This is a genomic window from Trichococcus sp. TS_SC_9, from assembly GCF_056156325.1.
In genome coordinates, this window is the sequence record NZ_CM149591.1 from 564728 (window position 1) to 590235 (window position 25508).

General features: G+C 48.0%; 20 protein-coding genes. 5 read left to right on the forward strand and 15 right to left on the reverse strand.

Annotation, left to right across the window (positions count from 1 at the left end):
• The first annotated feature begins 1 nt into the window (after position 1).
• The 3 genes from celB to manA all read left to right on the forward strand — a co-directional run bounded on the left by celB (position 2) and on the right by manA (position 3197).
• Entirely contained in the window at positions 2-1330 is a 1329-nt protein-coding gene (celB, locus tag AC0J5I_RS02550; RefSeq protein ID WP_475303256.1) for a PTS cellobiose transporter subunit IIC, read from the forward strand.
• A 178-nt stretch (positions 1331-1508) separates the two neighbouring features.
• Positions 1509-2222, forward strand: coding sequence for a GntR family transcriptional regulator (locus AC0J5I_RS02555; protein WP_475303260.1), 714 nt, complete (start codon positions 1509-1511; stop codon positions 2220-2222).
• Between the two features lie 15 nt (positions 2223-2237).
• Positions 2238-3197 carry a mannose-6-phosphate isomerase, class I gene (manA, locus tag AC0J5I_RS02560; RefSeq protein ID WP_475303264.1) on the forward strand — a complete coding sequence of 320 codons (960 nt, stop codon included), beginning with the start codon at positions 2238-2240 and terminating at the stop codon, positions 3195-3197.
• Positions 3198-3276: 79 nt separating this feature from the next.
• On the opposite strand, the gene AC0J5I_RS02565 is transcribed toward manA, so the two are convergent.
• Entirely contained in the window at positions 3277-4137 is an 861-nt protein-coding gene (locus AC0J5I_RS02565; protein ID WP_475303268.1) for an ROK family protein, read from the reverse strand.
• 352 nt (positions 4138-4489) lie between these two features.
• On the opposite strand from AC0J5I_RS02565, the gene AC0J5I_RS02570 reads away from it, so the two are divergent.
• Complete coding sequence (locus AC0J5I_RS02570; RefSeq protein WP_475303271.1) at positions 4490-5539, forward strand: aldose epimerase family protein; 1050 nt, start codon at positions 4490-4492, stop codon at positions 5537-5539.
• A 118-nt stretch (positions 5540-5657) separates the two neighbouring features.
• On the opposite strand, the gene AC0J5I_RS02575 is transcribed toward AC0J5I_RS02570, so the two are convergent.
• The 11 genes from AC0J5I_RS02575 to gloA2 all read right to left on the reverse strand — a co-directional run bounded on the left by AC0J5I_RS02575 (position 5658) and on the right by gloA2 (position 19148).
• Positions 5658-7715, reverse strand: a complete 2058-nt coding sequence (locus tag AC0J5I_RS02575; protein ID WP_475303276.1) for a beta-galactosidase — start codon at positions 7713-7715, stop codon at positions 5658-5660.
• A gap of 23 nt (positions 7716-7738) precedes the next feature.
• On the reverse strand, positions 7739-8587 hold the full coding sequence (locus AC0J5I_RS02580; RefSeq protein ID WP_475303280.1) for a sugar ABC transporter permease: 849 nt from the start codon (positions 8585-8587) through the stop codon (positions 7739-7741).
• A 2-nt stretch (positions 8588-8589) separates the two neighbouring features.
• A complete protein-coding gene (locus tag AC0J5I_RS02585) occupies positions 8590-9849 on the reverse strand; it encodes an ABC transporter permease subunit (RefSeq protein ID WP_475303282.1) in 1260 nt (419 codons plus the stop codon).
• Between the two features lie 36 nt (positions 9850-9885).
• A complete protein-coding gene (locus AC0J5I_RS02590) occupies positions 9886-11178 on the reverse strand; it encodes an extracellular solute-binding protein (RefSeq protein ID WP_475303286.1) in 1293 nt (430 codons plus the stop codon).
• A 179-nt stretch (positions 11179-11357) separates the two neighbouring features.
• Complete coding sequence (locus tag AC0J5I_RS02595; protein ID WP_475303289.1) at positions 11358-12344, reverse strand: LacI family DNA-binding transcriptional regulator; 987 nt, start codon at positions 12342-12344, stop codon at positions 11358-11360.
• Between the two features lie 146 nt (positions 12345-12490).
• Complete coding sequence (locus AC0J5I_RS02600; RefSeq protein WP_475303292.1) at positions 12491-13387, reverse strand: DMT family transporter; 897 nt, start codon at positions 13385-13387, stop codon at positions 12491-12493.
• A gap of 236 nt (positions 13388-13623) precedes the next feature.
• On the reverse strand, positions 13624-14613 hold the full coding sequence (mgrA, locus tag AC0J5I_RS02605; RefSeq protein WP_475303296.1) for an L-glyceraldehyde 3-phosphate reductase: 990 nt from the start codon (positions 14611-14613) through the stop codon (positions 13624-13626).
• Between the two features lie 113 nt (positions 14614-14726).
• Positions 14727-15458, reverse strand: a complete 732-nt coding sequence (locus AC0J5I_RS02610) for a GntR family transcriptional regulator (RefSeq protein WP_475303300.1) — start codon at positions 15456-15458, stop codon at positions 14727-14729.
• Positions 15459-15563: 105 nt separating this feature from the next.
• Positions 15564-16979, reverse strand: coding sequence for a glycoside hydrolase family 1 protein (locus AC0J5I_RS02615; protein WP_475303304.1), 1416 nt, complete (start codon positions 16977-16979; stop codon positions 15564-15566).
• 31 nt (positions 16980-17010) lie between these two features.
• Positions 17011-18348, reverse strand: coding sequence for a PTS sugar transporter subunit IIC (locus tag AC0J5I_RS02620; protein ID WP_475303308.1), 1338 nt, complete (start codon positions 18346-18348; stop codon positions 17011-17013).
• 419 nt (positions 18349-18767) lie between these two features.
• Positions 18768-19148 carry an SMU1112c/YaeR family gloxylase I-like metalloprotein gene (gene gloA2, locus AC0J5I_RS02625; protein ID WP_475303312.1) on the reverse strand — a complete coding sequence of 127 codons (381 nt, stop codon included), beginning with the start codon at positions 19146-19148 and terminating at the stop codon, positions 18768-18770.
• A gap of 221 nt (positions 19149-19369) precedes the next feature.
• Between gloA2 and AC0J5I_RS02630 the strand changes: the two genes are divergently transcribed.
• Positions 19370-19711, forward strand: coding sequence for a heavy metal-binding domain-containing protein (locus tag AC0J5I_RS02630; RefSeq protein ID WP_086986697.1), 342 nt, complete (start codon positions 19370-19372; stop codon positions 19709-19711).
• A 127-nt stretch (positions 19712-19838) separates the two neighbouring features.
• Here AC0J5I_RS02630 and AC0J5I_RS02635 read toward each other — a convergent pair whose 3' ends face one another.
• The 3 genes from AC0J5I_RS02635 to AC0J5I_RS02645 form a co-directional block, all read right to left on the reverse strand.
• Complete coding sequence (locus AC0J5I_RS02635; RefSeq protein WP_475303320.1) at positions 19839-20570, reverse strand: YcjF family protein; 732 nt, start codon at positions 20568-20570, stop codon at positions 19839-19841.
• Between the two features lie 255 nt (positions 20571-20825).
• Positions 20826-23000 (reverse strand): type IA DNA topoisomerase, encoded by a 2175-nt coding sequence (locus AC0J5I_RS02640; RefSeq protein WP_475303324.1) that lies wholly within the window; start codon positions 22998-23000, stop codon positions 20826-20828.
• A gap of 155 nt (positions 23001-23155) precedes the next feature.
• Positions 23156-25351, reverse strand: a complete 2196-nt coding sequence (locus AC0J5I_RS02645; protein ID WP_475303328.1) for a DNA topoisomerase III — start codon at positions 25349-25351, stop codon at positions 23156-23158.
• Between the last annotated feature and the right edge of the window lie 157 nt (positions 25352-25508).

Here is a 25508-nt window from a genome sequence, read left to right on the forward strand (position 1 = left end):
AATGAATAATTTTATTGATAATTTAGCCGAAAAATTGACTCCCCTTGCCGGCAAACTCGGCTCAAACAGATACTTAGCAGTATTGCGTGACGCTTTTATGCTTTCTTTCCCACTGACGATGTTCGGTTCCATCGTAGTGGTCCTGAACAACTTGCCCTTCTGGAGCGATGACTTGAAAGGCACTTTGGGCGGTCTCTTCGGAAACGGCCAAAACGCGACCATGTCCATCATGACGATCTTCATCACGTTCGGTATTGGGTATTACCTGACCCGTTCCTATGATGAGGACGGCATCTTCGGCGGAGCGGTTTCGCTGGCTTCTTATCTGATTTTGACGCCTTTCAGCTTCACGACTGCAGACGGCGCTGAAGTAAGCGGCGCGTTGTCCCTGGATCGTTTGGGCGCAAAAGGGATGTTCATCGGGATGTTGGCTGCTTTCCTTGCAGCTGAAATCTATGTGCGTATCACGAAAAAAGGCATTGTCATCAAAATGCCTGAAGGTGTTCCTGATGCCGTCGCCCGCTCTTTCGCTTCCCTGATTCCTGCCATTTCGACATTGACGATCTTTTTGTTTGTGAATGCCTTGGTTTCAGGCGTGTTCACGACAAACCTGCATGATGTGGTATACACCGTCATCCAAAAACCATTGGTAGGTTTAGGCAGCGGCTTGCCTGCCACCTTAGTTTCCTTGTTCTTTGTCCAAATCCTGTGGTTCTTCGGTCTTCACGGCCAAATCATCGTCAACTCCGTTATGGATCCAATCTGGAACACCTTGGCTCTGGAAAATCTCGATGCTTTTAAAGCAGGCGAAGCACTGCCGCACATCATCACGAAACCTTTCATGGAGACATTCACTGTCGGCCTCGGCGGTTCCGGAATGACGTTGATGGTAGTCATCTTGATGGCTTTCGTCATGAAGAGCAGACAAATGAAAGACATCGGTCGTCTGGCAATCGGACCCGGCATATTCAACGTAAACGAGCCTGTCATCTTCGGCTTGCCGATCGTATTGAATGCCTCCATCCTGATCCCTTGGGTATTGACGCCGCTGCTCGTAACGACTGTCAATTACTTGTCGATGGCATCCGGTTTGTTCCCTACCCCGACAGGCGTAACGGTTCCTTGGACTGTTCCGTTGTTCTTCAGTGGCATGATGGCCACCAACTCGGTTATGGGCGGCGTGCTGCAGCTGATTGACTTCGCAATCGTCGGAGTGATGTGGTATCCGTTCCTCAAGGTTGTCGATAAAGCGAATTTGGCACTCACTGTCGAGGATAATGAGCAAGCACCTGACCGCACTTCCTTGCAAGGCGCGCAATCAAAAAACTAAGCTGACCAATTCCGGAAACTGCATTCTCTGATTTTTCGAGCAAATGGCCCGAGGCAACCTGCTTCGGGCCATTTGCATTTCCTTAATCAGCCAAATGTAAAGGTTAACTTGTTTCAAGTCTAGCCATTACGGTATAATGAGTATTGAAATCGTGTAATTTCCGGGAGGATCGACTGTAATGAAAAAATATGAAGAAATCGCGGATGAACTGCGGCGCCGCATCGCTGAAGGCGAATACGCGGAAGATGAAATGCTCCCGGACCAGATCGCCCTGGCGGAAGAATTTGGCGTCAGCCGCATGACCCTAAAGAAAGCAATCGACATGATTGCGATGGAAGGGCTGATTTTCCGCAAACGGGGCGTCGGCACCTTTGTCATCAAGAGCGCCCTCTGGAACAGCGGAGATTCCAAAGCAGATGAATACGCAGGCTTGTCCAAACAGTTCCCGAATAAAACTGTAAAGAGCAAAATCATCCTTTTTGATATCCTGTTCCCTCCCAAAAATATCCAAACCTTGCTGATGCTCGAAGATAATCAGCCTGTCTATCATCTGCAGCGCTTACGAATCATCGACGACAAACCTTATATACTTGAAAATACCTACTTTGTGGCTGGCTTGGTCAAGGACCTGACGGAGGACATCATCCACCGTTCCATCTACGACCATATCCGCGATACCTTAGGGCTGAAAATCGGCGGTGCCTACCGAAAAATCCACGCCGATCGATCCAATGAACTGGATTGGGAGGAATTGGAGTGCGATCAACATACGCCGATTCTTGAAGTGGAACAAGTCGTTTATCTCACGAACGGGACTCCTTTCGAATACTCGACTTCCCGCAGCCGCTTCGATACGCGTTCCTACACGATCACCGATATCATCAAACAATAAGAAAAGAGGGAAAATATGCAAGAGCCATTGTTTATCCAACCTGTCCTGCAAGAAAAAATCTGGGGCGGCACAAAGCTGCGCGACATCTACGGTTACGACATTCCCAGCGACCATACTGGGGAATGCTGGGCGATCAGCGCCCATCCTGACGGCACCGGAGCCGTGGAAAACGGCCAATATGCCGGTACCAAACTGGATGTCCTTTACGCGGAGCATCCTGAGCTGTTCGAAAATCCGGTTTCGCCCGTCTTCCCGTTGCTGACCAAAATCATCGATGCTGCCGAAGCCTTATCCGTCCAGGTTCATCCCGATGACGCTTACGGTCTGAAGCATGAAGGCGAGTTGGGGAAAACGGAATGCTGGTACATCATCGATGCAGATGACGATTCCGAAATCATCTACGGACACAATGCCCAAACAAAAGAGCAGTTTTCCGAAATGATTGCGGAAGGAAACTGGGATACCTTGCTGCGCCATGTCAAAGTGAAGAAAGGCGACTTTTTCTTTGTACCGAGTGGCACCATCCATGCCATTGGTGGCGGCATCACGATTCTGGAGACGCAGCAGAGCAGCAACACGACTTACCGCGTCTACGACTTCGACCGCAAGGACGATCAAGGCAACACCCGCGACTTGCACATCCAACAATCGATTGATGTGTCGATGATCCCGCACAAGGATCCGTCGAACCACTTCGAAACAACTACAGTGGACGGCAATACCGTGACGACTTTCATCGAAAGCGACTATTTCACTGTCTATAAATGGGACATCCTTTCGGAAATGGCCTTCAGCAAGACCGCTCCCTACACTTTGGGAAGCGTCATCGAGGGTACCGGCAGCCTGACTGTCGCCGAAAAAGCCTATCCATTGAATAAAGGAGACCACTTCATCCTGCCTGCGACCGTTTCGGCTTGGTCCCTATCCGGCAGCATGGAACTGATAGCTTCCACTCCCGGACCGAAAAACAGTTAAGAAAAATAATAAACGACCCGTTCCCGACGAATCTATCGTCGGGAACGGGTCGCTTTTTCTGTTGCTTATCCTATATTTTTTATGCTTTTACTTCATTAGCCAGGATGATCGCACCGGTAATGCCGGCATCATCGCCCAAGCCCGGCAGCACCAGGTAATCATCCACAGCAGGGACCGGCACATAGTCGGCAAGCAGCTTCGTAAATTTCGCTTTGATATTATCAAGCATACCAGGAACCTTCATGACGCCACCGCCCAAGACAATGCGCTCCGGACGCAGGATGACCGTGTAGGCTTCCAAAGCTTGCGCGATATAATAAGCGATGTAATCCCAGACTGCATCTGTAGGTTCCACATCTTTGCCGGCTTTGCCCAATCGTCCGTCGATTGAAGGACCGGCAGCCATACCTTCAAGGCAATTGCCGTGGTATGGGCAGAAACCTTCATAGTGGTCATGTTCGTGCGGACGCACAAGCATATGTCCCATTTCCGGATGTCCGATGCCCTGCAGGATTTTTCCGTCGACGATTGCACCGGCTCCAACACCTGTGCCGATCGTGATGTACATGATGTTCTTCATCCCTTTTGCAGCGCCCAGAGCTGATTCACCTAAGGCAGCCCCGTTCACATCAGTCGTCCACCCCATCGGCACAGCATATCTTGCTTTCATGGCACCCAGGAAATCAAAATCTTTCCAGGCCAACTTTGGCGTGGAGAGAATATGGCCATATGTTTCCGAGTCTTTATTGACGTCGATTGGCCCAAAGGAACCGATTCCGATTGCAGCTAAATCAAAACGATTAAAGAAAGCAAACACCTGCTCCAATGTTTCTTCCGGCGTAGTCGTTGGGAAAGCGACCCGCTCCAACAACTCATTTTTTTCATTACCGACGGCGCACACAAATTTTGTTCCGCCTGCTTCAATTCCACCTACTAGCATAGATATCTCACTCCAATTGGTTAGTTTTCGCGTGCGTTGCTACCCTCGGAACGAACATGAAAAGACGTCCGATTTGTCATGAACCAGCAGACGCGCACCTCTTCCTATTATACCGCTTTCAGTTGTCGGAATCATGTTTTTCAGGCATTTTCTGCTGAAATCCGGCACTTTTTTTGATGCCGTTATCAACATCAGTAAATATTTACTTAAATTATAATATATTTTACTATTTTTGTTGCTTTGTGTTTTTCAAACGCTTACAATAGAATGGAAACTTATCTACATTTTCAGAGAAAATACAGCGGATGTGTGCATTCGCTCAAATCTAAGCAACCACGAGAGGGGCAACAAAATGAAAGTATCTGAAGCAATAATCGGGCAAGCCAACGGAAAGGATGTCGTAGCTTACACCTTGACGAATCCGAACGGCATATCCCTTACAGCGATGACCTACGGCGCCACCATAACGGAACTATTGATGCCGGATAAAAACGGAAAGACGGAGAACGTTATTTTGGCAATGGATTCATTGGATGATTACGTGACGCATCGCCCGTATTACGGAGCCACCATCGGCCGGATCGCCGGACGCATCTCCAAAGGGGCTTTTGAACTGGACGGAACGGCGCACCAATTGGTCGTGAATGAGGGGGGCAATCAGCTACACGGCGGTCCGGCTGGATTGGATACGCACATATGGGACGCCGAGATCCAGGCTTCCGCGGATGAAGCCAGCATCCATTTCACAACGACCGATGCGGACGGCGCGAACGGCTATCCCGGAACACTTTCGGTAACAGTCAGCTACACGCTCACTGCCGATAACGAATGGAAAGTCACTTATCGGGCAACGACGGATCAGGCGACTTTGTTCAATCCGACCAATCATGTGTATTTCAACCTGAGCGGCGACATCAACAAACCGATCCTGCAGCACAATCTGCAACTGAACAGCAAATTTTTTGCCGAATTGGGCGACGGCAACCTCCCTACCGGGGCCTTATTGCCTGCAGAAGGGACCGCTTTTGACTTCCGCAACGGAGGAAAACTTGCAGTTGCCGCTGAACAGAACCATCCGCAGACAAAAAAAGTCGCCGGCTTCGACCATCCTTTCCTGCTACAACATGATGATGGAAAACCTGATGCGATCCTCAGCGATGCGGAATCCGGCCGAACCGTCAAAATGTATACGGATCAGGATTGCGTCGTGATTTATATGCACAACGCCGCCATCGATAAGTACACGATTGCCGGCAGACCGGTCATCCAATATGCCGGCATCACCTTGGAGACGCAAGCTTTCCCTGACGCCATCAATCAAGAAGGCTTCGGCGACATCACGCTCCGACCGGATGAAGTCTATTCGGCTGAAACGATCTACAAATTCGAAATCCAGGACTGATTGCTACGCAAGGTTTTTTGAAGAATTTATTTCAGGCTATGCTGTCATTTGGAACATGTCTAAACTCTACTATTAGGAAATGAGAAAGAGGCTGGGATGCATCCCAGCCTCTTTCAATTTATATAATTTGATGAACGTATACCCTTACAGCATATTTTTCCAATCTGACTTGTCCATCTTCTTTCTGCTGCGTAAGCATGTTTTCGAGCTCGAAAGGCAAACGGATCGTCTGTTCCTCTTCCGTAAAGTTCATCACGAATACATAAGCTGCTTCATCGGCAGTACGCACCTGCACAGAAACGCCCTTCTCATGTTCAATCGCGAAAGGTGCCACAATTCCTGCTTCTTCGGTAATTTCCTCATAAAGCATTTCATGAAACGCTTGCTCTGTACGTGCGCCTATCACGTAGGTTCGACCTTTTCCAAAGCTATGTCTCGTCACAGCTGGAGTATCCTTATAAAAATCATCCAGATAGGCCGCAAGCACTTTCCCATTCGTTACCGTAAGCAAAGAAGCGTAATCTTTCACTTCAAAAGTCTGCCCTTGATAAGTTATCCGATTGGTATCGGATGGGTAAAATGTATCCGTTTCGCCCATTTTCACTCCGCAGATTTCTTGCATTATCTCCGGCCAACCGCCTAAGTAGGTCAAATCGTTTTCATCCACAATCCCCGTAATGTATGTAGTCACCAGCGTTCCGCCGGCATCCACGAAAGCTTTTAAACGCTCCTGCATGGCTAGCGGCAACATATAAAGCATCGGCGCAACCAGCACTTTATAGTTTGAAAAATCTTGTTTCTCGGTGATCACGTCCACAGGAATATCATGTTCCCAGAAATAGCGGTAATGTTCTTGCGCCGTTTGCGGATAGCGCAGTGTTTCCTTGCTGAAGCCCTGAATTTCCTGCAAAGCCCAATGGTTGTTCCAATCATAAAGAATGGCCACATCTGCTTCACGGAAACTGCCGACAACAGCCTGGAGCCGCTCCAGCACTTCCCCTACCTCCGTCACATCCTGGAAAACACGATTGTGCGGATCACGGTCATGATCCACTACCGCACCGTGCAATTTTTCTGATGAGCCGCGCGATTTTCGCCATTGGAAATACAAGATGCTGTCCGATCCGTGCGCAAGCATCTGCATGGACGACAAGAGGTGCATGCCGGGACGTTTCGTTTTGTTTACGCCATGCCAATTGACTCCGCTGGGTGTTGATTCCATCAAGAGGAAGGGCTGTTGTTTCAACGAACGATATAAATCATCAATAAAACCGACACGCATCGCCAAATCGGCTGTCGTAACGCCTTCTTTATGCCAAGCCGGATAGGCATCCCAGCTGATGACGTCCACATGCTCAGCAAATTTACTGTAATCCAAAGCCTGGAATGGAAGCAGCTCATCGGTATCGGCCATAAAATTGACCGTGATCGGCACTTCCGGCGTCAACTCGCGGAGAGGGGCCGCTTCGTTCTCATAGAACGCTATCGTCTGATCCGTCACAAATCGTTTCCAATCCAGAACCAAGCCGTGCATTTCGTGTTCCCCTAAAGGAGAAGGGGATTCGATTTCATCCCATTCCTCGTAACGATGGCTCCAAAAACTGGTCCACCAAGCTTGGTTCAATTTTTCCAGATCGTTTCCGTATTTCTCTTTCAGCCAGCCTTGGAAAGCTGTTTGGCAGTGATTGCAATGGCATTCCCCACCGTACTCATTCGAAACGTGCCACATCAATAAAGCTGGGTGTTGCCCATAACGCTCAGCCAGTTTCCGGTTCATTTGGGCAGTCTTTTCGCGATAGACAGGCGATGTGAAACAATGATTATGCCTCCGTCCCTGAAGTTCCTGTTCCCTCTTGCTTGTGACCCGGCGAATTTCCGGATATTTTTTGGCCATCCAGGTTGGTTTCGCTCCGCTTGGTGTGGCCAAAATGATGTTGCCGCCATTCTTATGGATCGTTTCGAAAAGATCATCCAGCCAACCAAAATCATATTCGCCTTCACGCGGTTCCAATGCGCTCCATGCAAAGATGCCTAGGGAAAAGGTGTTGGTTTTGGAAAGACGCATAAACTCCAAATCTTCCGCCAGTATATCCGGTCGATCCAGCCATTGATCGGGATTGTAATCACCACCGTGAAGAAAATGGCTCTTCTTGGTGACGTATTTTCTTATTGCCATAGTCGAAAACTCCTTTAATTAAATTAACCTTTCGTCCCACCTGCAGTCAAACCAGACACAAAGTTCTTTTGCAGCAGTATGAAGATGATTGCAACGGGTAAGCTGATCAAAATGGCGCCGGCCGCAAAAGTTGTGTAACTGGCACCCATCACGTCGTTGACCAAATTGTAAAGTCCAATCGGCAACGTATAAGCTTCCGTCTTCCTTAATATCGTTGAAGAAATGACGAAATCCCCCAACGGTCCAGTAAATCCGTTCATGGCAGCCACTGCAATCATCGGTTTGGATAGCGGCAGAATGATATCGATAAATATTTTTGTGTGACTCGCACCGTCGATCCGGGCGCTCTCATCCAAATCATAAGGGATGGTGTCCATGTAGCCTTTCATCAAATACGTGTTCATGGGAATCTGGCCGCCGATATACAACAGAATGAGCAACACATGACTGTTGACGAGCCCCAACAATTGCGCCAACACGAATATCGCCACTAAGGCCGAAAATTGTGGAATCATCTGCAACAGCAGAAAGAGCGTCAGCCCATTCTTCCTTCCTTTGAAACGGAATCTTGAAAATGCATATCCCGTCAAGCTCACGCTGACGACTGTCCCGATCATCGTGAAAAGACTGATTTTAAGGGAATTCAAATACCAGGTCCCATAAGGCAAGCTTTGTTTTCCGGAGAAAAGTTCCCGATAATGATCCAATGTCGGATTTTTCGGAAACATGCTTGTGCTGATCAGACTGTTCCCAGGATTAAAACTTGCACCGACCGTCCACAAAAGAGGGTACGCAATGATCCCAACAAAGAATGCAATGATCAGGTAGGAAAAGAATAATCGTGCATATCTGCGATTTTTTGTCGTTTTCATACTTATCTCCTCTCTTGGTTAAACGAATTAGATTTTCGGAACTGCCACATGGCAATCGCGATGACAAAAACAGACAATAGGATCGTGAGGGCTGCAGCTAAAGCGTATTGACTGGACTGCATTGTCAATTTGTAGATCCAAGACACCAGAATGTCCGTCCCTCCTGCTGTAGAGCCTGGAGTTGCTGGACCTCCGCCATTGAACAGATAAATGATGTTGAAGTTATTAAAGTTGAAAGTATATTGCGTAATCAATGTCGGTGCCATCGAGGTCATTATCACCGGCAGTGTGATGTTCATGAATTTATCCCATGATGTTGCTCCATCAATGACTGCTGCTTCATACAGATCCTCCGGAATCGACTGCAGAATACCGGTTGTGACGATGAATATATACGGAAAACCCAGCCAGCCTTGGATAGTGATCAGAGCTACCCTTGTCCACAACGCATCAGTCATCCACGGTATCGGACTGAGGTTGAAGAACGCCAAAATATCGTTGTTGATTGCTCCGAAACTATCATTGAACATGCCAGCAAATACCAAGATCGTCACAAACCCAGGTACAGCCCAGGGCAAAACGAACATGGTCCGGATGAAGCGTTTCAACTTCAAATCTTTTTGATTCACCACTACAGCCAAAAACACTCCGATAGTGATCTGCAATGTAGAAGCCAGCAATGTCCAGACAACGGTCCAACCCAACACATCAAAGAAGGTGGAGCGCCAAATATCGACAGTGAAGATATTTGCGAAAGTCTTGAATCCTACCCAATCAAACAAATGCGCCGGTGGACTGTGGTATAGATCATAATTGGTGAAAGCCAACGCAAAGCTGAACATGATCGGAAAGATGACCGCAAAAATAAGCAACAGGATTGCCGGACCACTGATGACATAGGGATAACCTTGTTCGACCAAGTTGAAATAGCTTTCTTTTAATGAGGTAACCGGTAAGTGACGGTCCCTTCTTTCACCATTCTTGTAGGCGTCGCGTATGTTCAACCAGTAAAGAGTCACTCCAAAGAAAAGAATGATGATTGCCAAAATACCCTCTGCCAACAAAAAGACCGAGTTATCGCGCGGGATTTGTTCTCCCAGGGTAATGATGCCCCATAATCCCATATTCATTAGGTCTCCAAAAGCAAACGCGAAACTTACTGTTGCAATCAGATAGAGCAGGCCTTTCAGCCACTGTTTATTGTAAAACTGCCCCCCTCCCGGTAAGAGAGAGAGGACAGCTGCCGTTTTACTATGGTTCAATTTTTCTCACCCCATATTCTTTATGTGTTGCGTTACTTATTGTCCACCATGATTCGCCAAAATTTGGCTTTCGATAGTTTCAACGGCCTGATCCAAAGCTTCCTTCGGTGTTGCTTTTCCGGTAGCGATGGTTTGTAGCGCTGCATCCGCAGGAGACCAGACTTCATTCATCTCAGGCACGTTTGGTGTCAATTCTGAATGTAGACTTTGCTGTGCGACTGCTTGCGCTGCAGGGTCATCCGCCAAGGCATCCCCTTCAGCCAAAGATTTCACGGCTGGGACTTCTTTTGTGGTTTGGTAGCGGCGAAGCGAATTTTCTTCATTTGTGATGAATTCAATGAACAATTCCGCCAATTCCGAATTTTTTGAATAACTGCTCACGTTGTAACTCTTCACGCCCACAAACGCACTCATAGGGTTTCCGTTCGGCAATTCAGGCAAAGGCAGGATACCGTAATCAATGCCGGCGCTGGAGAATGGTTCCAAATTCCAAGGGCCCGAAATCACAGCCGCCGCTTTTCCTTCACTGAATAGGGAATCCAACACATTGATGGCTTGCTCTCCGATCATACCGGATGGGAATAGCCCTTCTTCATACCATTTTTGTATATAGGATGCGGCTTCGATTGCACCATCGGTATTCAAGCCGATATCGGTTGTGTCATATTTCCCGTCTGTATCTTTTGCAAAAATATAGCCTTCATAACCGCCGATTACGCTTTGTGCATAATAGATCTGATCCCATAATGCCAACAAGCCGTATTGTCCATCATCCTTCGCTGTTTTCGAAAGCTCATACCAGCCTTCGATAGTCGTAGGCACTTCCGCTTCAGAAATGATGTCTTTGTTGTAATACAGAATGGTCGTTTCGACGACTTTCGGCAATCCGTAAAGTTTTCCGTCCACCATCTGCGATTCCAAAGCTACATCCGTATACAGATCCAGAACATCTTCTTCTACTGTCATCTCCTTAAGCAACCCTTCGACTACAGCAGTTCCGACTTGGTCTCCTGGTATCGTGAATACATCAGGTCCCGTTCCAGCAGGTCCATCCAAGCGCAGATCTTCCAGTTGACCACCATATGCTTTTTCAGTCACTTCCACAGTAACGCCGTATTCACTTTCGAACTCGGCAATGGCCTCCTCGATACCGACTGATTTATCAATATCTTCCCACACGACTAAGGTTTGACCCTCAAAATCCCCATCCTGGCTAGTAACCGAATCAGCTGCATTGGCGGAATCCGAATTACTGTCGGTCGGACCGCACGCTGCCAATGATAATAAAACTACACTGCTGAGTGATAACAATAAGGCTCTCTTCTTCATATCCGAAACACTCCTCTATTAGATGTAATCGCTTTACTAAAAATATAATACCAAACCAGATAAATAAAGTAAACAAATTTTCACTGATTATTTGGTAAAACTTTTTACTAGTTTATCCGAAAAGAAAAAGCACTTCCGCCCATCTGTTTAGATGTTCAAAAATGCCTTTATTTATCAGACTATGTACTTTTCCTTTCGATGAGAAAGGCATTCAATAGTACTTTTTTGGTGATGCCTCTTTTGTCTATCAGCTGCTCCAACAGTAATGAGACTGCAGTCTGGCACAGTTCCTTCATATCGATGGCGTATGTGCTCAGCGGAGGTGAAACATAATTCGCAACCGAGATATTATTGATGCTGAGGACACTAACATCCTGTGGAATGCGGACATGATGCTCATTCAAAGCCTGTAGCACACCGACGGCAATGGGATCCGAAGCGGCAAAGATGGCACTAGGCAGCTTTTTCCCGGACTTCAAGGCCGCATCCATCAACTGATACCCGGTTTCCAGCGAAAACCCGCGCCGGATATAGATATGCGCTTCATCCAACAAATTCTGTTGTTGCATCTCATCACGGAAAGACCGTTCACGTATATCCATTTCGTCCAAATGAGTATCGGGATTCACATAGGTACCGCCCACAAAACCGATTTCCTTATGTCCTTTCTCCAGGAAAAAACGGACTGCTTTCCGGGTGATGTAATCCAAGTCCGGACGAACGGCATCATAAATGTCTGAATACGGCGAACTGTCCAAAAACACCCCGTTTTTTGTCAGTGTTTCAAGATAAGTGATTTCCTCGCTACTGAATGAGCCCACAGCGATAAAACCATTGATATCTTGCGGAATCAATTCGATGCCTTGGGCTTTTTTGTATACCGTCAACGACACATTTTGCTTATCTGCTTGGCGGATCAATTCTGTACGCATGGTCTTAAAATAGACATCCTGCAATTCTTCCATATCGGAAACCCAATACAACAGCGCGACATTTTTGACGAGTGGCCGAGAGACTTTTTTGCGGTATTCCAAATCTGTCGCTACTTCATATATCCGATCGCGCGTCTCCTCTGGAACAGACAAAGTCGGATCATTGTTCAACACACGCGAAACGGTTGTAATCGAAAAACCTGTCCTTTTAGCGATATCCCTTAACGTTGCCATATTTGCACCTACTTTTCAGTAAAAAATTTCACCTTCATCATACCTGTAATATCCAGAATCGTCAAATGAAAATAAAAACACCTGGACGTGAATCCGGCTAAGATTCATACCCCAGTGATTTCAAATTCAGTTGATGCTCATCCCATTCAATCCCGCAGATCCGGATCATTGAATGGCGCATTCGCTTTTTCTTTCTTCGGCTTCAGTTCCACGACCAATACACCTGTCAGAATCAATGCTGCTCCGATAAGCATCCGCAATGTGATTTCTTCCTTCAGAAAAAGCGCGGAAGCGACCATTCCGAATACGGCCTCCAACGACAGAATGATGGCTGTTTCCGTTTCTTTGGTGAACTGCTGCGAGGCCGTTTGGATCAGAAATCCCAGCATCGTGCTGACGATCCCTAAGTAAAAAATGGAAAAGTAGCCTTCCCCTGCTGCCGGCAACACGAATTCTCTCCTTGCGAGCGATACGATAACTCCCAATAAAGCGGCGGTGCCCATCTGGATGGTGGTCAAAGCGTAAATATTTTCACCCAGCACGAACCGGTTTGTGAAGATGATCTGCAAAGCGAAGAACAGAGCGCACAGCAGCGTCAACATATCCCCGAAGTTTACGCTGTTGAAGTCGGTCAAGGAAAGGACGGCAATGCCGCTGATCGACAACAGCGCGCCCACGATGGCCGGGGCCGTCACTTTCCTCCTGAAAAATAGTGCGCCTATGAACGGCACCAACACGACATTGAAGGCGGTAAGGAAGGCATTTTTGGAAGGTGTCGTATAGACCAACCCCACCGTCTGAAACAAGAACGCCAAGTAAAGGATGGTTCCGAGACCGATACCTTTGAGATAGGTCTTTTTGGATGCATGCTTCAATTGGCCGAAAAAAATTGCACTCATCAATATAAATGCCAATAAAAAACGCATGGTCAATATTTGATATGGGGAAAAATATTCCAACGATATGACGCTCACGACCAATCCCGAACCCCATATCATCGTCACAAAAATAAGTCCGATCTGTCCCTTTCTTCTGTCTGTCATATTTTTTCCCCTTTCTATGAATAAAGATGCCTGTCCGATTGGCTTGATGCCGATTAACACTCCAGGCGTACTTATCCACTTTACCCAACATTCTGATTGTCTGCAAGCAGATTTAAGCAAAATAATACAAATCCCCGCCCAAGGAGCTTGTGCACTGAGGCAATTACGGTGTTCGAACAACAAAAAAGCTTCCCGAATGATGCATGGCATCGCTTCGGGAAGCTGTTCCTATTTTTTTATTTTGCCAATACCGCTTCTATTTCATCCAATTCTTCAATGGTGAAATCAAGGTTTTCCAACGCTTTTACGTTGTCATCGATTTGGCTCACTCTGCTGGCGCCAATCAGTACGCTCGTGACTTTCCCATCACGGAGAATCCAAGCCACTGCCATCTCAGCCAAGGTTTGGCCGCGTCTTTGAGCGATTTCGTTCAAAGCGCGTGATTTTTCGATGGTTTGCTGCACACCTTCTGCATTCAGGAATGGTGAAGAAGATCTGCCGGCACGTGAATCTTCCGGAATGCCATGCAGATAGCGGTCGGTCAGCATGCCTTGCGCCAACGGACTGAAGGCGATGGTGCCCAATTTGTTGGCCGTAAGAACATCCTGCAGGCCATCCTCGATCCAACGGTTGTACATGTTGTAGGCAGGTTGGTGGATGATGAATGGCGTCTTCAAGTCTTTGAAGATGGCTGTAATTTCAGTAGTCTGCTCCGCAGAATAGCTGGAAATGCCGATATACAGAGTTTTCCCTTGACGGACCATCAGATCCAATGCTTGCGCAGTTTCTTCGAATGGTGTTTCAGGATCCGGACGATGCGAATAAAAAATATCCACATAATTAAGCCCCATCCTTGTCAGACTTTGATCAAGGCTCGCCGTCAAATATTTTTTGGAGCCCCATTCCCCATACGGACCTGGCCACATATCATAGCCGGCCTTGCTGGAAATGATCATTTCATCCCGGTAAGGCAGGAAGTCTTTTTTTAAAATCTTGCCGAATGTTTCTTCCGCGCTGCCCGGAGGCGGACCGTAGTTGTTCGCCAGATCGAAATGAGTGATCCCCAGATCGAAGGCGCGTTGGACCATTTTGCGCGAGTTGTCGAACAGATCCACCTCGCCGAAGTTATGCCAAAGCCCTAGGGAAATGGCAGGCAGTTTCAGACCGCTGTTGCCTACGCGGTTATAGATCATTTTGTCATATCTGTTTTGTGCGGGTTGATACATGTCATCACCTCAACAAGTTAATATACCCATTATAGCGTTTTCATTATTGAAAGCAAAGCTTTTACGGCAAACGGACAACGAAAGTTGCTGTGCAACTTCGTTGTCCGTAAAAGCTATCCCAACAGTCCGTCTCTGCTGACGTTGATGAAAGACATCTCCACCATGTCATAGCGGTGATGCACGACCGAATATTCCAAGGGCGTCCCTCTTTCCAGGAACATGACTTTGCTGACTTCAAGGACCGGATCCTCATTGGAACATTGCAGATATTGCTTGTCGTTCTCATCGGGTTTGACCGCGCGGACGGTCTGCCGGTTGTCGCCAAAGACGATGCCCAAATCCCCTTGGAGATAGTCATAGAGAGAGAGGTTCAGGATGTTCTTCGTGATGTTCGGCGCCAGCACGATCGGGATGATCGTATGCTCCAAAGAATACGGTTTTTCATCCAGTATCCGCAATCGTTTAATGTCATAGACGGGTTCTTCCTTTGTGATGCTCAGTTGGTTGCATTCTTCCTCATCCGGGAAGCGGACGCTGAAGTCCAGCACTTCCGTCTTCAGTTCCAGTCGTTCGCCGGCTGCAGCGGTCAAGCCGACGTTCTGACCAATTTGGATGCTCCGCTCGGCCAGATTGACCGCGTTTTTCTTCACATAGGTCCCCGAACCTTGGATCGTGTACACCAACCCGGCGACGCTCAGCATATCGAGCGCCTTCTTAACCGTCACGCGGCTGGTGCCGAACTCCCTAGCCAATGATTCCTGATCGGGAATCTTTTCTTCGGAGTGATAGATTCCACTTCTGATCCTTTTTCTGATTTCATTTGCCACTTCTTTGTATTTTGCCATGTCCTTCACCACTTATCTACGTGATTTGGAAATTTGTATTTACAAATCTCTACTTGTTGATTATAACATAGACAACTGGCCAACAGACAAGAGGAAATACAGCTGTCACTTATATATGTGCTCCGCCACTTCCAGTCGTTTGCTTTGGATAAGATCCCGATACCAATAGGCAGATTGTTTCATGGAACGCTTCTTGGCGTTCGCCAGATCGATCCGCACAAGCCCGTAGCGGTTCTTGAAGGCATTCATCGGCGAGACACAATCGGTGAAGGCCCAGAGCATGTAGCCGTTGCAATTCGCTCCGTCCTGAACAGCATCCAACAAGGAACTCAAATGCTCGGTGATGTAGGCAATGCGGTAATCGTCCTGAATGGTGCCCTTGCTGTCGGCAAAGCGCTCCTCCTGTTCGATGCCCATCCCGCTTTCCGCAACGAACCACGGGATATTCCCGTATTCGGATTTCAGGCGCATAGCCATATCATACATGATCTGCGGGTAGATTTCCCAACCGCGCGATGTGTTCATTCTTCTGCCGGGCAAAGAAAACTCTTCGTAATAGTATTCCGGATGGAACGGCGTCTCCTTGTTCCACTCGTAACGCGGCGAACGGACCCGTTTCGGGAAATACAGATTGATCCCGAGATAGTCCACCGTATTTTCTTTTATGATGAGCAGTTCCTCTTCGGAGTATTCAAATGGGATAGAGTGCTTTGCGAGCACATCGAACAACTCATCGGGATACTCCCCCTTCACCAATGGATCCAGAAAGATGCGGTTATGCAACAGATCGTACATCCGGGCGGCTTTTTGGTCAGCCGGAGACGAGGAACGGGCGTAGGTCACCTCGGGATTCAGAATAGCTCCTATCTGACCGCGGTAGCCTTTTTCGTGGAAAATCTGGACTGCCCGTGCCGTGGCGATCACCTTGTTGAAATTCCATTGCATCCATTTCGCCGTATCCTGCTCATGCGGATAGCGGATGGCATCAAGGTAGATGCGCGTCTGGATGACAACTGGCTCGTTGAAAGTGAACCAATGCTTGACACGGTCGGCATAGCGTTCGAAGGCTATTTCGGCATATTTCGCATAGAGATCGACGACATGCTTCGAGCTCCAGCCATCGTACTTCTCCATCAAATACGCCGGGACTTCGTAATGTTCCAGGCAAAGCATCGGTTCGACCCCGGCCTCAAGCAGTGCATCCACGACATCGCTGATGTGTTGGGCATAGTCTTCATCGACTACCGCATTTTCATAATCCGTAAAGAAGCGTGCCCAGTTGATCGACGTCCGGTAATGCGTCAGACCGATTTCTTTCATCAAGGCAACATCTTCGTGGTAGCGGTCATAGAATGAGGTAGCTCCAGCCGGTCCGTAGCCTTCATGCCATACGAAAGGCTCCTCTTTGTACCACATATCCAAGTAGGAATCCTGCCCTTCTTTTTTGCCCTTCCAACCTTCCGTCTGCCATGCAGAAGAAGATGCTCCCAAGATGAATCCTTCAGGTATATTTTTTAACATTCCTCATTCCCCTTTCTGTTCAATTCGTTCATCATTCGATGGCTGCTGCCACTTCTGATTGGCTTTCTGTTTCTGGTTCGACTGCAAGCGCACGATTGCTGGCCTTCACGAACGGAAGATAGATCAGCACGGAAACAGCGATGCAGATCAATTGCGTAGCGACTGCTCCCATGCTGCCGGCTGTCGCAAGATAGCCGCTGATCAACGGTGGGGTTGTCCAAGGAATCATTACGACTGCCTTGCCCGCAAATCCGATCGCTGTCGCGAAGTATCCGATTGTTCCTGTAACCAGAGGCGTCAAGATGAACGGAATCGCCATGATCGGGTTCAGCATGATCGGCATCCCAAAAATAAGCGGTTCGTTGATGTTGAATAGTCCGGGTCCAATAGATAGTTTGCCGATTTCCTTGAAGTCAGCGCGTTTGGAAACCATAAATACGGCGATCAGTAGACCGATCGTTACGCCGGAACCGCCCATGCTCATGTACATATCCCAGAATGGCATGTTAATGATATTCGGGGCTTCCTTGCCGGCTTCAAAAGCGGCTGTATTTTCAGCGATGGCAGCCAACAAAATCGGCTCACGGATTGGTTTGATCATTTGGTTGCCGTGGATGCCGATTACCCAGAAAATCTGAGAGACGAACATCAGCAAGAGGATGCCCGGCAAGCCTTGAACAACTTTCGCAAGCGGCGATTGGATGGTCGTATAGATGATGTCATACAGCGTCAATCCCGTGATCAGGAAGATGAGGTGGGCACCCGCCCCAATCAGAGAAACCGTCAGAATGGTCGGGATCAAAGCAGAAAAACCGCGGGCAACATTCGTAGGGACCGTATCCGGCATGGTGATCTTCAATCTTGCCTGCTTGCTCAACCAGGTATAGAGTTCAACCGATACAATGGCGATGAACATGCCCAGGAACAAGCCGCGCGATCCCGTATAATTGCTGGAAAGGACATTCGTCACCGGGACCGGCGTCTCTTCAAACAGAACTTCGATCGCAGTCGGGATGGTCGCGACATAACTGATGACCGCCAACAACCCAGCGAAGTGATCGGATACTTTGTTCAGTTTGGCGACTTCGATCCCGATCAGAAAGACCGCACTGATCGTCATCAGATTCATGGTGGCGTAGTTGATCGCCTGCGTAATCGGTTTCATTTGTTCCAAGAAGCGTAAAGCCTCGAACTGGGCTAATCCATTCGTCGAATCGAACACCATGTTCGAAAATAAGGTGGCAAAAGCACCGGTGATGATGACGGGCAACAACATTGAAAAGGCATTTTTGATTGCAATGATGTACTTCAAATCATTAATCTTATAGGCGATCATATTCAAACGTTCAATCCACTTCGCATTTTCCATTCTTTTTCCTCCTAGACTGTTTGTTCTGATTGTTAAGCGAGTTGCCTCCTCCAACTCTCTTTTTCACATTGTAACCCCTTTCTCTTTCGTTGTAAATACCTATTTTATATTTGTGTTTACAAATTATTGATTTGAACAGATGAATGCGTGGCCTCGAACTGCTGCGGCGGCTCGAATGGAGATGGCTCCGATCAGGGTTGGCTTCGCCGGAGCTGATGCGAGCGTAAATCTGTCACCTCCGATGAGCCCTTGTTCGCCGGAGGACAGCATCCGACCACGCACCCAGCTCCGGAAAGCATTCTTTCACAGGAGGAGCGCATATTTCCGGAACCGCAACACCGTTGAGAAGGCCGCTCATCGGAACTGGAGGAAAAAACGGGGAGCGCCTCAAATGAGACACTCCCCGTTTCAGCTATGCTTTATTCATGCAATTCCAGTGGCAAGCCATCCGGATCTTTGAAAAAAGTGAATTTCTTGTTCGTGTAGTCGTCCAAGCGGATTGGCTCAGTCTCAACGCCTTTGCGGTTCAATTCAGCCACAGTTGCCTCGACATCCTCCACATAGAAGCAAAGATGGCGGAGTCCGACTGATTCCGGACCGCTGGGGCGCTCAGGCGGATTAGGAAAAGAGAACAGTTCGATTTCGCTCTCCCCCAGCTGAAGATCGAGCTTATATGAGTCCCTTTCGGCCCGGTAGTTTTCGCGGATGATTGGCAATTCCAACACCTCAGTGTAGAATGCTTTGGAAGCCTCATAATCGGAGGCGATGATTGCCACATGGTGAATTTTTTCAAATTTCATGGTAACATTCCCTTCTGTTTCGAGTTTTACATAATTTTACCACTAAGGGACAATCTGTACACTCTTGCCTGTAACATTTTTCTGCCCAACGGCCACCAATATGGTAGATTTCTGTATCTTTTCAAGCCGGACTTTTGATATAATGAAGGCATCACCAGAAAGTTATAATCGATTTGTTGAACCTGATTGTTTCACCGTTAGGAGAAAGGATGGTAAGTCACATGATTATTACAACAACAGCCCATATCGAGGGCAAAAAAATCACTGCCTATCAAGGCATCGTTTTCGGAGAAGTCATCACAGGCATCAACGTGTTCAAGGATTTCGGAGCCGGCATCCGCAATATCGTTGGAGGACGTTCAAAGAGCTACGAGGATGAATTGACTGTGGCACGCGAAAACGCCTTGTCAGAAATGGAAAGCCGCGCATCCGCAAAAGGCGCAAACGCCATCGTCGGCATGAAAATGGACTATGAGGTGCTGGGAGCCGATAACGGCATGCTGATGGTCACCTGCAGCGGAACTGCCGTAAAATTGATGGATGAATCAGAATATTTAGGATAAAATGAGCAGCACCTCCTGGTACTTAAAACGTATCAGGAGGTGCTTTTCATATGCCAAAACAAAACAGCATAAAGAAGAGACAAAGCGGATGCAACTTTGTCTCCTGGAGAAATATCTAATAGGAAATTTATTTTTTATTCGACGATTTACTAGAATTTTGAAGCGTTCTAGAGAGCGTACGCAGCTGTCCTTTAACTGAGGTGACTTGTTCGAAAATATCTTCGCCATCATTTAACATTTTTACGGTTATCCAACCTAATGATTCTGTGATTGTGCTGGCAACGGTCGCGTTAATGGCAGCACCCGCAACAGTACCCACAGCCGGAATCAACTTCACGATATTGCCGACTGCACCTCTGCCTAAACCAACAACGACTAATTCCTTAGATAGGCTTTTACCAAGACTTTCAGACCATGATTTACCAAATATCTTGTGCAAACGAGCCATCATTGTTAATTGGACTGGAACCAGCAAGAAAGCATCGGAAAAAGGGATGGGTGAAAAGCCGATAATGGCTGCAGTTAAAGATGCGGCATGAACGATCTTATGACATTTTTTGCGGGTTTCTTCATCAACACCTTCCAAAAACTCGTCGAAGATACTGTCAAACTGATTTTTACTTTTATCCAGAATCTTTTCAGCCCGCTCTTTTGATTTATCATAAGCATTAAGTATAATGGCTGATGTTCTTTGCGGTGATTTTTTTAACACTTCGGAGAAGAATGATTCAAATTCTTTTTCGTCTTGCTTCAAATCACTATCCAGAAATTCTTTTTCGACCTGACTTTCTGCAATCTCTTCTTTTTCCAGATTTTGCATTTTTCCGGTGTTGGTTTTTTCCTCGGACACTTTTTTCATGATAATCCCACCTTTATAGTTAGTCACTAGAGGGCATCTAAATCTTGCGAATAGATTATTACTTACTCTTCACCATAATCATACACTAGAAGTCTCGAATCACCCAAAATATAGACTGGTTCACATGTGGTATAACCTGGTGTCAGCGTCAAGTAGAATTAAAGGGCTCACTGCTACTATCTTGTAAATAATTTCAGCTGCATATAAGTTTAAAAAGGTATATGGGAAATTGCTTCCCGTATACCTTTTTTCTGTTCATTGTGTTTTTTTACGAACCGACTTTTTCTTGCTCGGGGCGAACGGTTTGAAGGAAACGGCATAGTTGCCTGCTTCGTCTTTCCCCAACAGCAAGGCCGTCGAAAAGCTCTTGCCGTCTTTTTTCTTGAAACCAGAAAGGCGCTTTGTTTCTTTTCGGGCCAAAAGCTCTTTGGCTTCCTCCGGAGACAGATAGCGGCGGGCGATATAGCGGGCAATCCGGAACGAGCAGGCTTCGCCGTAGTACTGGCATTGGAGGTAACTGCCCTTGATGATCGCTTCTTTCCCGCAGACCGGGCAAATACCGACGACTGCACCGTCGCCTGCAGCATCGATGCGATCCGCGATCCCTTCGGACTGCAGCATCTCATTCTTGGTGCCGAGTATTTCCACAACGAAGTTTTTGATGTTATCCAGGAAATAGTCCTGATCACCCTCGCCTTTATGGATTTTTGCCAGATACTTTTCCCATTCGGCCGTGAAGGCGACATCGCTCATCTTGTTGCCGGCCACGGCCTCACAAAGCAGAGTTCCCTTTTCGGTGATCGCCAGCTGATTCTTCGAAGCCGTTATATAGCCCCTGTCCTTCAGGTTTTCGATGACACCGGCGCGGGTCGCTTCCGTTCCGATGCCGTGCGTTTCCTTCAGGATCGCCTTGTCTTCGGCATCATCCACTTCTTTTCCGGCGTTCTTCATAGCTGCGATCAGCGTACCTTCTGTGTAAGGTTTCGGTGGAGTGGTTTTCTTCTCCTTCGTGGCCAAAACGGCTGTTCCGGTTTCCCCTACAGTAACCATAGGCAGGATTTTGTCCTCCGGCTCGCCTTTTTTCCTTGTGTTGCCTTCCAGCTTCTTCCATCCGAGATTCTTGATGATCTTACCAGATGCCACGAAATCCACCCCGCCAATATCTGTAATGATGGTCGGTTCGTCGTAAATGAAGTCCTCTTCGAACATCGCCAAGGTCCGGCGCAGGACGAGATCATAGATTTTCTGCTGGTTCGCATTCAGTTTGGCGATTCGGGCCTGATCCGGCACTTTTTTCGTCGGGATGATGGCATAATGCTCCTGCACTTTGGCATCATCGACGTACTTTTTGCGCGGGGTCAGATTCGGCTTGTCGATGGTATGGCCCAGGATGCCCAAGTAGCCGGAAAGATTGTCCTTCAAGTAAGCAAATTCATTTTTGGTGATGACCGTCGCATCCGTACGCGGATAGGAAAGCAGCTTTGCTTCGTACAACGACTGCACCGTCGCCAATGTGTCTTTCGCGCCCATCTTGAATTTGGCGTTGGCTGCCCGCTGCAGATCACTGAGCGAATACAGGCGCGGGGCAAACTCGCGTTTGTTTTCGTTGGCTTCGAAACGCTTGATGACGGCAGGCATCTCAGCCGCCAATCCGTGTTCCGCGATGAAGGTTTTCATTTCCTGCTTGGACTCAAATTCGTGCTGATATTTCGCTTCGAACGTCCCATTCGTGACCGTGACCCGGGCCAAACACTCGTAATGCGTCTCTTCCTTGAAGGCTGCGATTTCCTTCATGCGCTTATAGATCATGAAGAGCGTCGGTGTCTGCACACGTCCGACCGAAAAGGCACCTTCTTTGATCCCGGCCTTCTGGAGCGCAATGGTATACAGCCGGCTCAGGTTCATCCCAACCAACCAATCGGCGATTTCCCGGCTTTGGGCCTCAATGTAGGACGGATAGGTATCTTTTCCGTCCAGCAATTCGCTGAACCCGCGGCGGATCTCATTGGATTCCAGGCTGTTGATCCAGAGACGTTTCATCTCCTTCTTTTCTGCGCCGGCATGGCGGATGATCGAGCGGGCGATATTTTCCCCTTCACGGTCCGAGTCGGTGGCGATGATGATGCGGTCCGCTTCCTTGAGCTGCTGTTTGATGTTCGCCATCTGCTTGCCTTTTCCATATTGGATCTTGTATTTATAGTTTTCCGGGAAAATCGGCAAGTGATCCAGGCTCCATTTCTTCCATTTCGGATCATATTCTTCCGGCTGCAGCAATCCCAACAGATGACCGGATGCATGAACGATTACCGTTTCGCCATCGAATAGGCTGTCTTGGATCACGTAGTTCCCGGCAACCCTCGCCTTCTTTTGGAAAGAGCTCGCGTAGGCAGCCGCCTGCGATGATTTTTCGGCTAAAATGACTGTTTTCATTCTGAAATCCCCTCCCTGACAGGATTGCCGTTTGAGACTTTTAAGGCAATCGATATCATACAATTATAACATACGTGCATTCCCAAAAACCGATTGAAAAAGGACTGCGACTGACACAAAAAGCGCCAGCGCAGTCCTTTTCGACCTGATTGTTCTTAATCGTCCAGCTTGAGTTTCTTCAGTGCCTCGAATAAGGCGGAATTTACCGGCTCTTCTTCTTGATTCTGTTTCTTCAGATATTTTTGGACGTCCTGCTTCGCGGCTTTTCCGCCGGAGCCTTTTTTGCGTCGTTCGTTGAAGGCCGATAGCTTTTCGCGGTAACCGCATTTGCAGGTGAAAATTTGGCCGTCGCCCTCGCCGTGCAGCTCCATTTTCTTCATGCATTGCGGACAACGAGCGTTCGTGACACGTGCCACATTTTTGCGGTATCCGCAATCGCGGTCCTGGCACACAAGCATCTTGCCCTTTTTGCCGTTCACTTCCAGCATCGGTTTGCCGCATTCCGGGCATGTCTTGGTGGAGATGTTTTCATGTTTGAACTTGCCATCGCTCATCTTGATTTCTGAAACGATTTCTTTCGTATAGGTCTTCATTTCGTTGATGAATGTATCCTTCTTCAGCTTGCCGGCAGCGATCTGCTCGAGCTTGCGCTCCCAATCGGCTGTCAGGGCTGGGGATTTCAGTTCTTCCGGAACCAGCTCCAGCAATTGCTTGCCTTTAGACGTGATATGGATTTCCTGTCCGCGTCTTTCAATCAGGAAGGAATTGAACAGCTTCTCGATGATGTCGGCACGCGTAGCGACGGTTCCCAGTCCGCCCGTTTCCTTCAGAGTCTGAGCCAAAGCCTTATCCGTCGTCTCCATATATTTTGCCGGATTTTCCATCGCCGTCAACAATGTAGCTTCATTGAAGTAGGCAGGCGGTTTCGTCTGGCCCGATGTCTCGCTTATGTAACGAACAGCCAGCACATCGCCTGCCTCGATTTTCGGCAACAGTTGCTCCTGGAGACCGTCTTCCGACTCCTCATCCTCCGTGCGATTGCTGTAGACTTCTTTCCAGCCGGTAGCGATGACTGTTTTGCCACGAGCCACGAAGCGCTCGCCGCCGATATCCGCACGTAGGGTCAGCTGCTCGTATTCGTAAGCAGGGAAAAGCACAGCCAAGAAGCGTTTTACGACCAAATCATAGATCTTGAGTTCCTGAGCCGACAGCTTCCCTATTTGGACGACCTGTTCCGTTGGGATGATGGCATGGTGATCGGAAACTTTGGTGTCGTCGACGAACGACTTATTCGCCTTGATTGGTTTCGCCAATACCTTGTTCACGAGTGGACGGTATTCCTTGATGGCGCATGCCTTCAATCGGTCCGGCAGCGTAGCAACGATGTCGTTCGACAGGTAGCGGGAATCCGTACGCGGATAAGTCAATAATTTATGCTGTTCATAGAGTTTCTGCATGATGTTCAGCGTTTCTTTGGCGGAATAACCGAAAAGCTTGTTGGCGTCACGTTGCAGTTCGGTCAGGTCATATAGGCCAGGTGCATAAGCTTTTTTCGGTTTGCGGTCGACAGCAACTACGGCCGCCTGCTGCTTATCCAACTTTTTGACAATGGCAGTAACTTTATCGCGCTCGAAACTCTTCGTGTCGTTCGTTTTCTCGTCCTGCCAAATCAGCTTCAGCTTCGTATCTGTCTGGGCCTCGATGCCGTAATAGGTCTTCGGCTGGAATTTTTTGATTTCCTCTTCGCGTCTGGCGATGATGGCGACAACCGGCGTCTGGACGCGGCCGCAGTTCAACTGGGCATTGAATTTCGTCGTCAGCGCTCGGGTTGCATTTAGGCCGATGTACCAATCCGCTTCCGAACGGGCTACAGCGGACTGGTACAAGTTTTCAAAGTCCTTGCCCGGCTTCAGGTTCTGGAAGCCATCTTTGATGGCCTTGTCCGTCACGGATGAAATCCACAGGCGTTTGAGGGGTTTATTGACTTTTGCTTTTTCGATGATCCAGCGGGCGACTAATTCGCCCTCGCGGCCGGCATCCGTTGCGATGATGATGTCGGAAACATCATTCCGCACCAGTTGAGACTTGACAGCATTGTATTGTTTCCCGGACTGCTTGATCACCGTCAACTTCAGGTCCTGCGGAAGCATCGGCAGATCAGCCAAGTTCCAGTTTTTGTATTTTACGTCGTAGGCTTCCGGATCGGCCAACGTCACAAGATGACCCAAGGCCCAAGTGACGATGTAATCTTTCCCTTCCAGGTACCCTTGACCCTGTTTCTCGCACTGCAGCACGCGAGCGATATCGCGCGCTACCGATGGTTTTTCAGCTAATACTAGACTCTTTCCCATACTCTATTTCCTACTTCCTAATTTCTTAATTCGTCAGTCTTACTATATCACAGAAGTTTTATGCGGACGCCATCTTTTTATTTCCCCTAATGCTCCTGTCCAAAAACCAACAGAGCATCCGGAGATTTCCGTTGGATGCTCTGTTGGTTTCCCTTAA

Coding starts and splice junctions, on each gene's coding strand:
- AC0J5I_RS02640 (WP_475303324.1), bottom strand. CDS start 23,000: ATGAAAACAGTCATTTTAGCCGAAAAATCATCGCAGGCGGCTGCCTAC.
- AC0J5I_RS02635 (WP_475303320.1), bottom strand. CDS start 20,570: ATGAAAAAAGTGTCCGAGGAAAAAACCAACACCGGAAAAATGCAAAAT.
- gloA2 (WP_475303312.1), bottom strand. CDS start 19,148: ATGAAATTTGAAAAAATTCACCATGTGGCAATCATCGCCTCCGATTAT.
- celB (WP_475303256.1), top strand. CDS start 2: ATGAATAATTTTATTGATAATTTAGCCGAAAAATTGACTCCCCTTGCC.
- manA (WP_475303264.1), top strand. CDS start 2,238: ATGCAAGAGCCATTGTTTATCCAACCTGTCCTGCAAGAAAAAATCTGG.
- AC0J5I_RS02630 (WP_086986697.1), top strand. CDS start 19,370: ATGATTATTACAACAACAGCCCATATCGAGGGCAAAAAAATCACTGCC.
- AC0J5I_RS02600 (WP_475303292.1), bottom strand. CDS start 13,387: ATGACAGACAGAAGAAAGGGACAGATCGGACTTATTTTTGTGACGATG.
- AC0J5I_RS02590 (WP_475303286.1), bottom strand. CDS start 11,178: ATGAAGAAGAGAGCCTTATTGTTATCACTCAGCAGTGTAGTTTTATTA.
- AC0J5I_RS02555 (WP_475303260.1), top strand. CDS start 1,509: ATGAAAAAATATGAAGAAATCGCGGATGAACTGCGGCGCCGCATCGCT.
- AC0J5I_RS02595 (WP_475303289.1), bottom strand. CDS start 12,344: ATGGCAACGTTAAGGGATATCGCTAAAAGGACAGGTTTTTCGATTACA.
- AC0J5I_RS02615 (WP_475303304.1), bottom strand. CDS start 16,979: ATGTTAAAAAATATACCTGAAGGATTCATCTTGGGAGCATCTTCTTCT.
- AC0J5I_RS02580 (WP_475303280.1), bottom strand. CDS start 8,587: ATGAAAACGACAAAAAATCGCAGATATGCACGATTATTCTTTTCCTAC.
- AC0J5I_RS02645 (WP_475303328.1), bottom strand. CDS start 25,351: ATGGGAAAGAGTCTAGTATTAGCTGAAAAACCATCGGTAGCGCGCGAT.
- AC0J5I_RS02610 (WP_475303300.1), bottom strand. CDS start 15,458: ATGGCAAAATACAAAGAAGTGGCAAATGAAATCAGAAAAAGGATCAGA.
- mgrA (WP_475303296.1), bottom strand. CDS start 14,613: ATGTATCAACCCGCACAAAACAGATATGACAAAATGATCTATAACCGC.
- AC0J5I_RS02565 (WP_475303268.1), bottom strand. CDS start 4,137: ATGCTAGTAGGTGGAATTGAAGCAGGCGGAACAAAATTTGTGTGCGCC.
- AC0J5I_RS02575 (WP_475303276.1), bottom strand. CDS start 7,715: ATGGCAATAAGAAAATACGTCACCAAGAAGAGCCATTTTCTTCACGGT.
- AC0J5I_RS02570 (WP_475303271.1), top strand. CDS start 4,490: ATGAAAGTATCTGAAGCAATAATCGGGCAAGCCAACGGAAAGGATGTC.
- AC0J5I_RS02620 (WP_475303308.1), bottom strand. CDS start 18,348: ATGGAAAATGCGAAGTGGATTGAACGTTTGAATATGATCGCCTATAAG.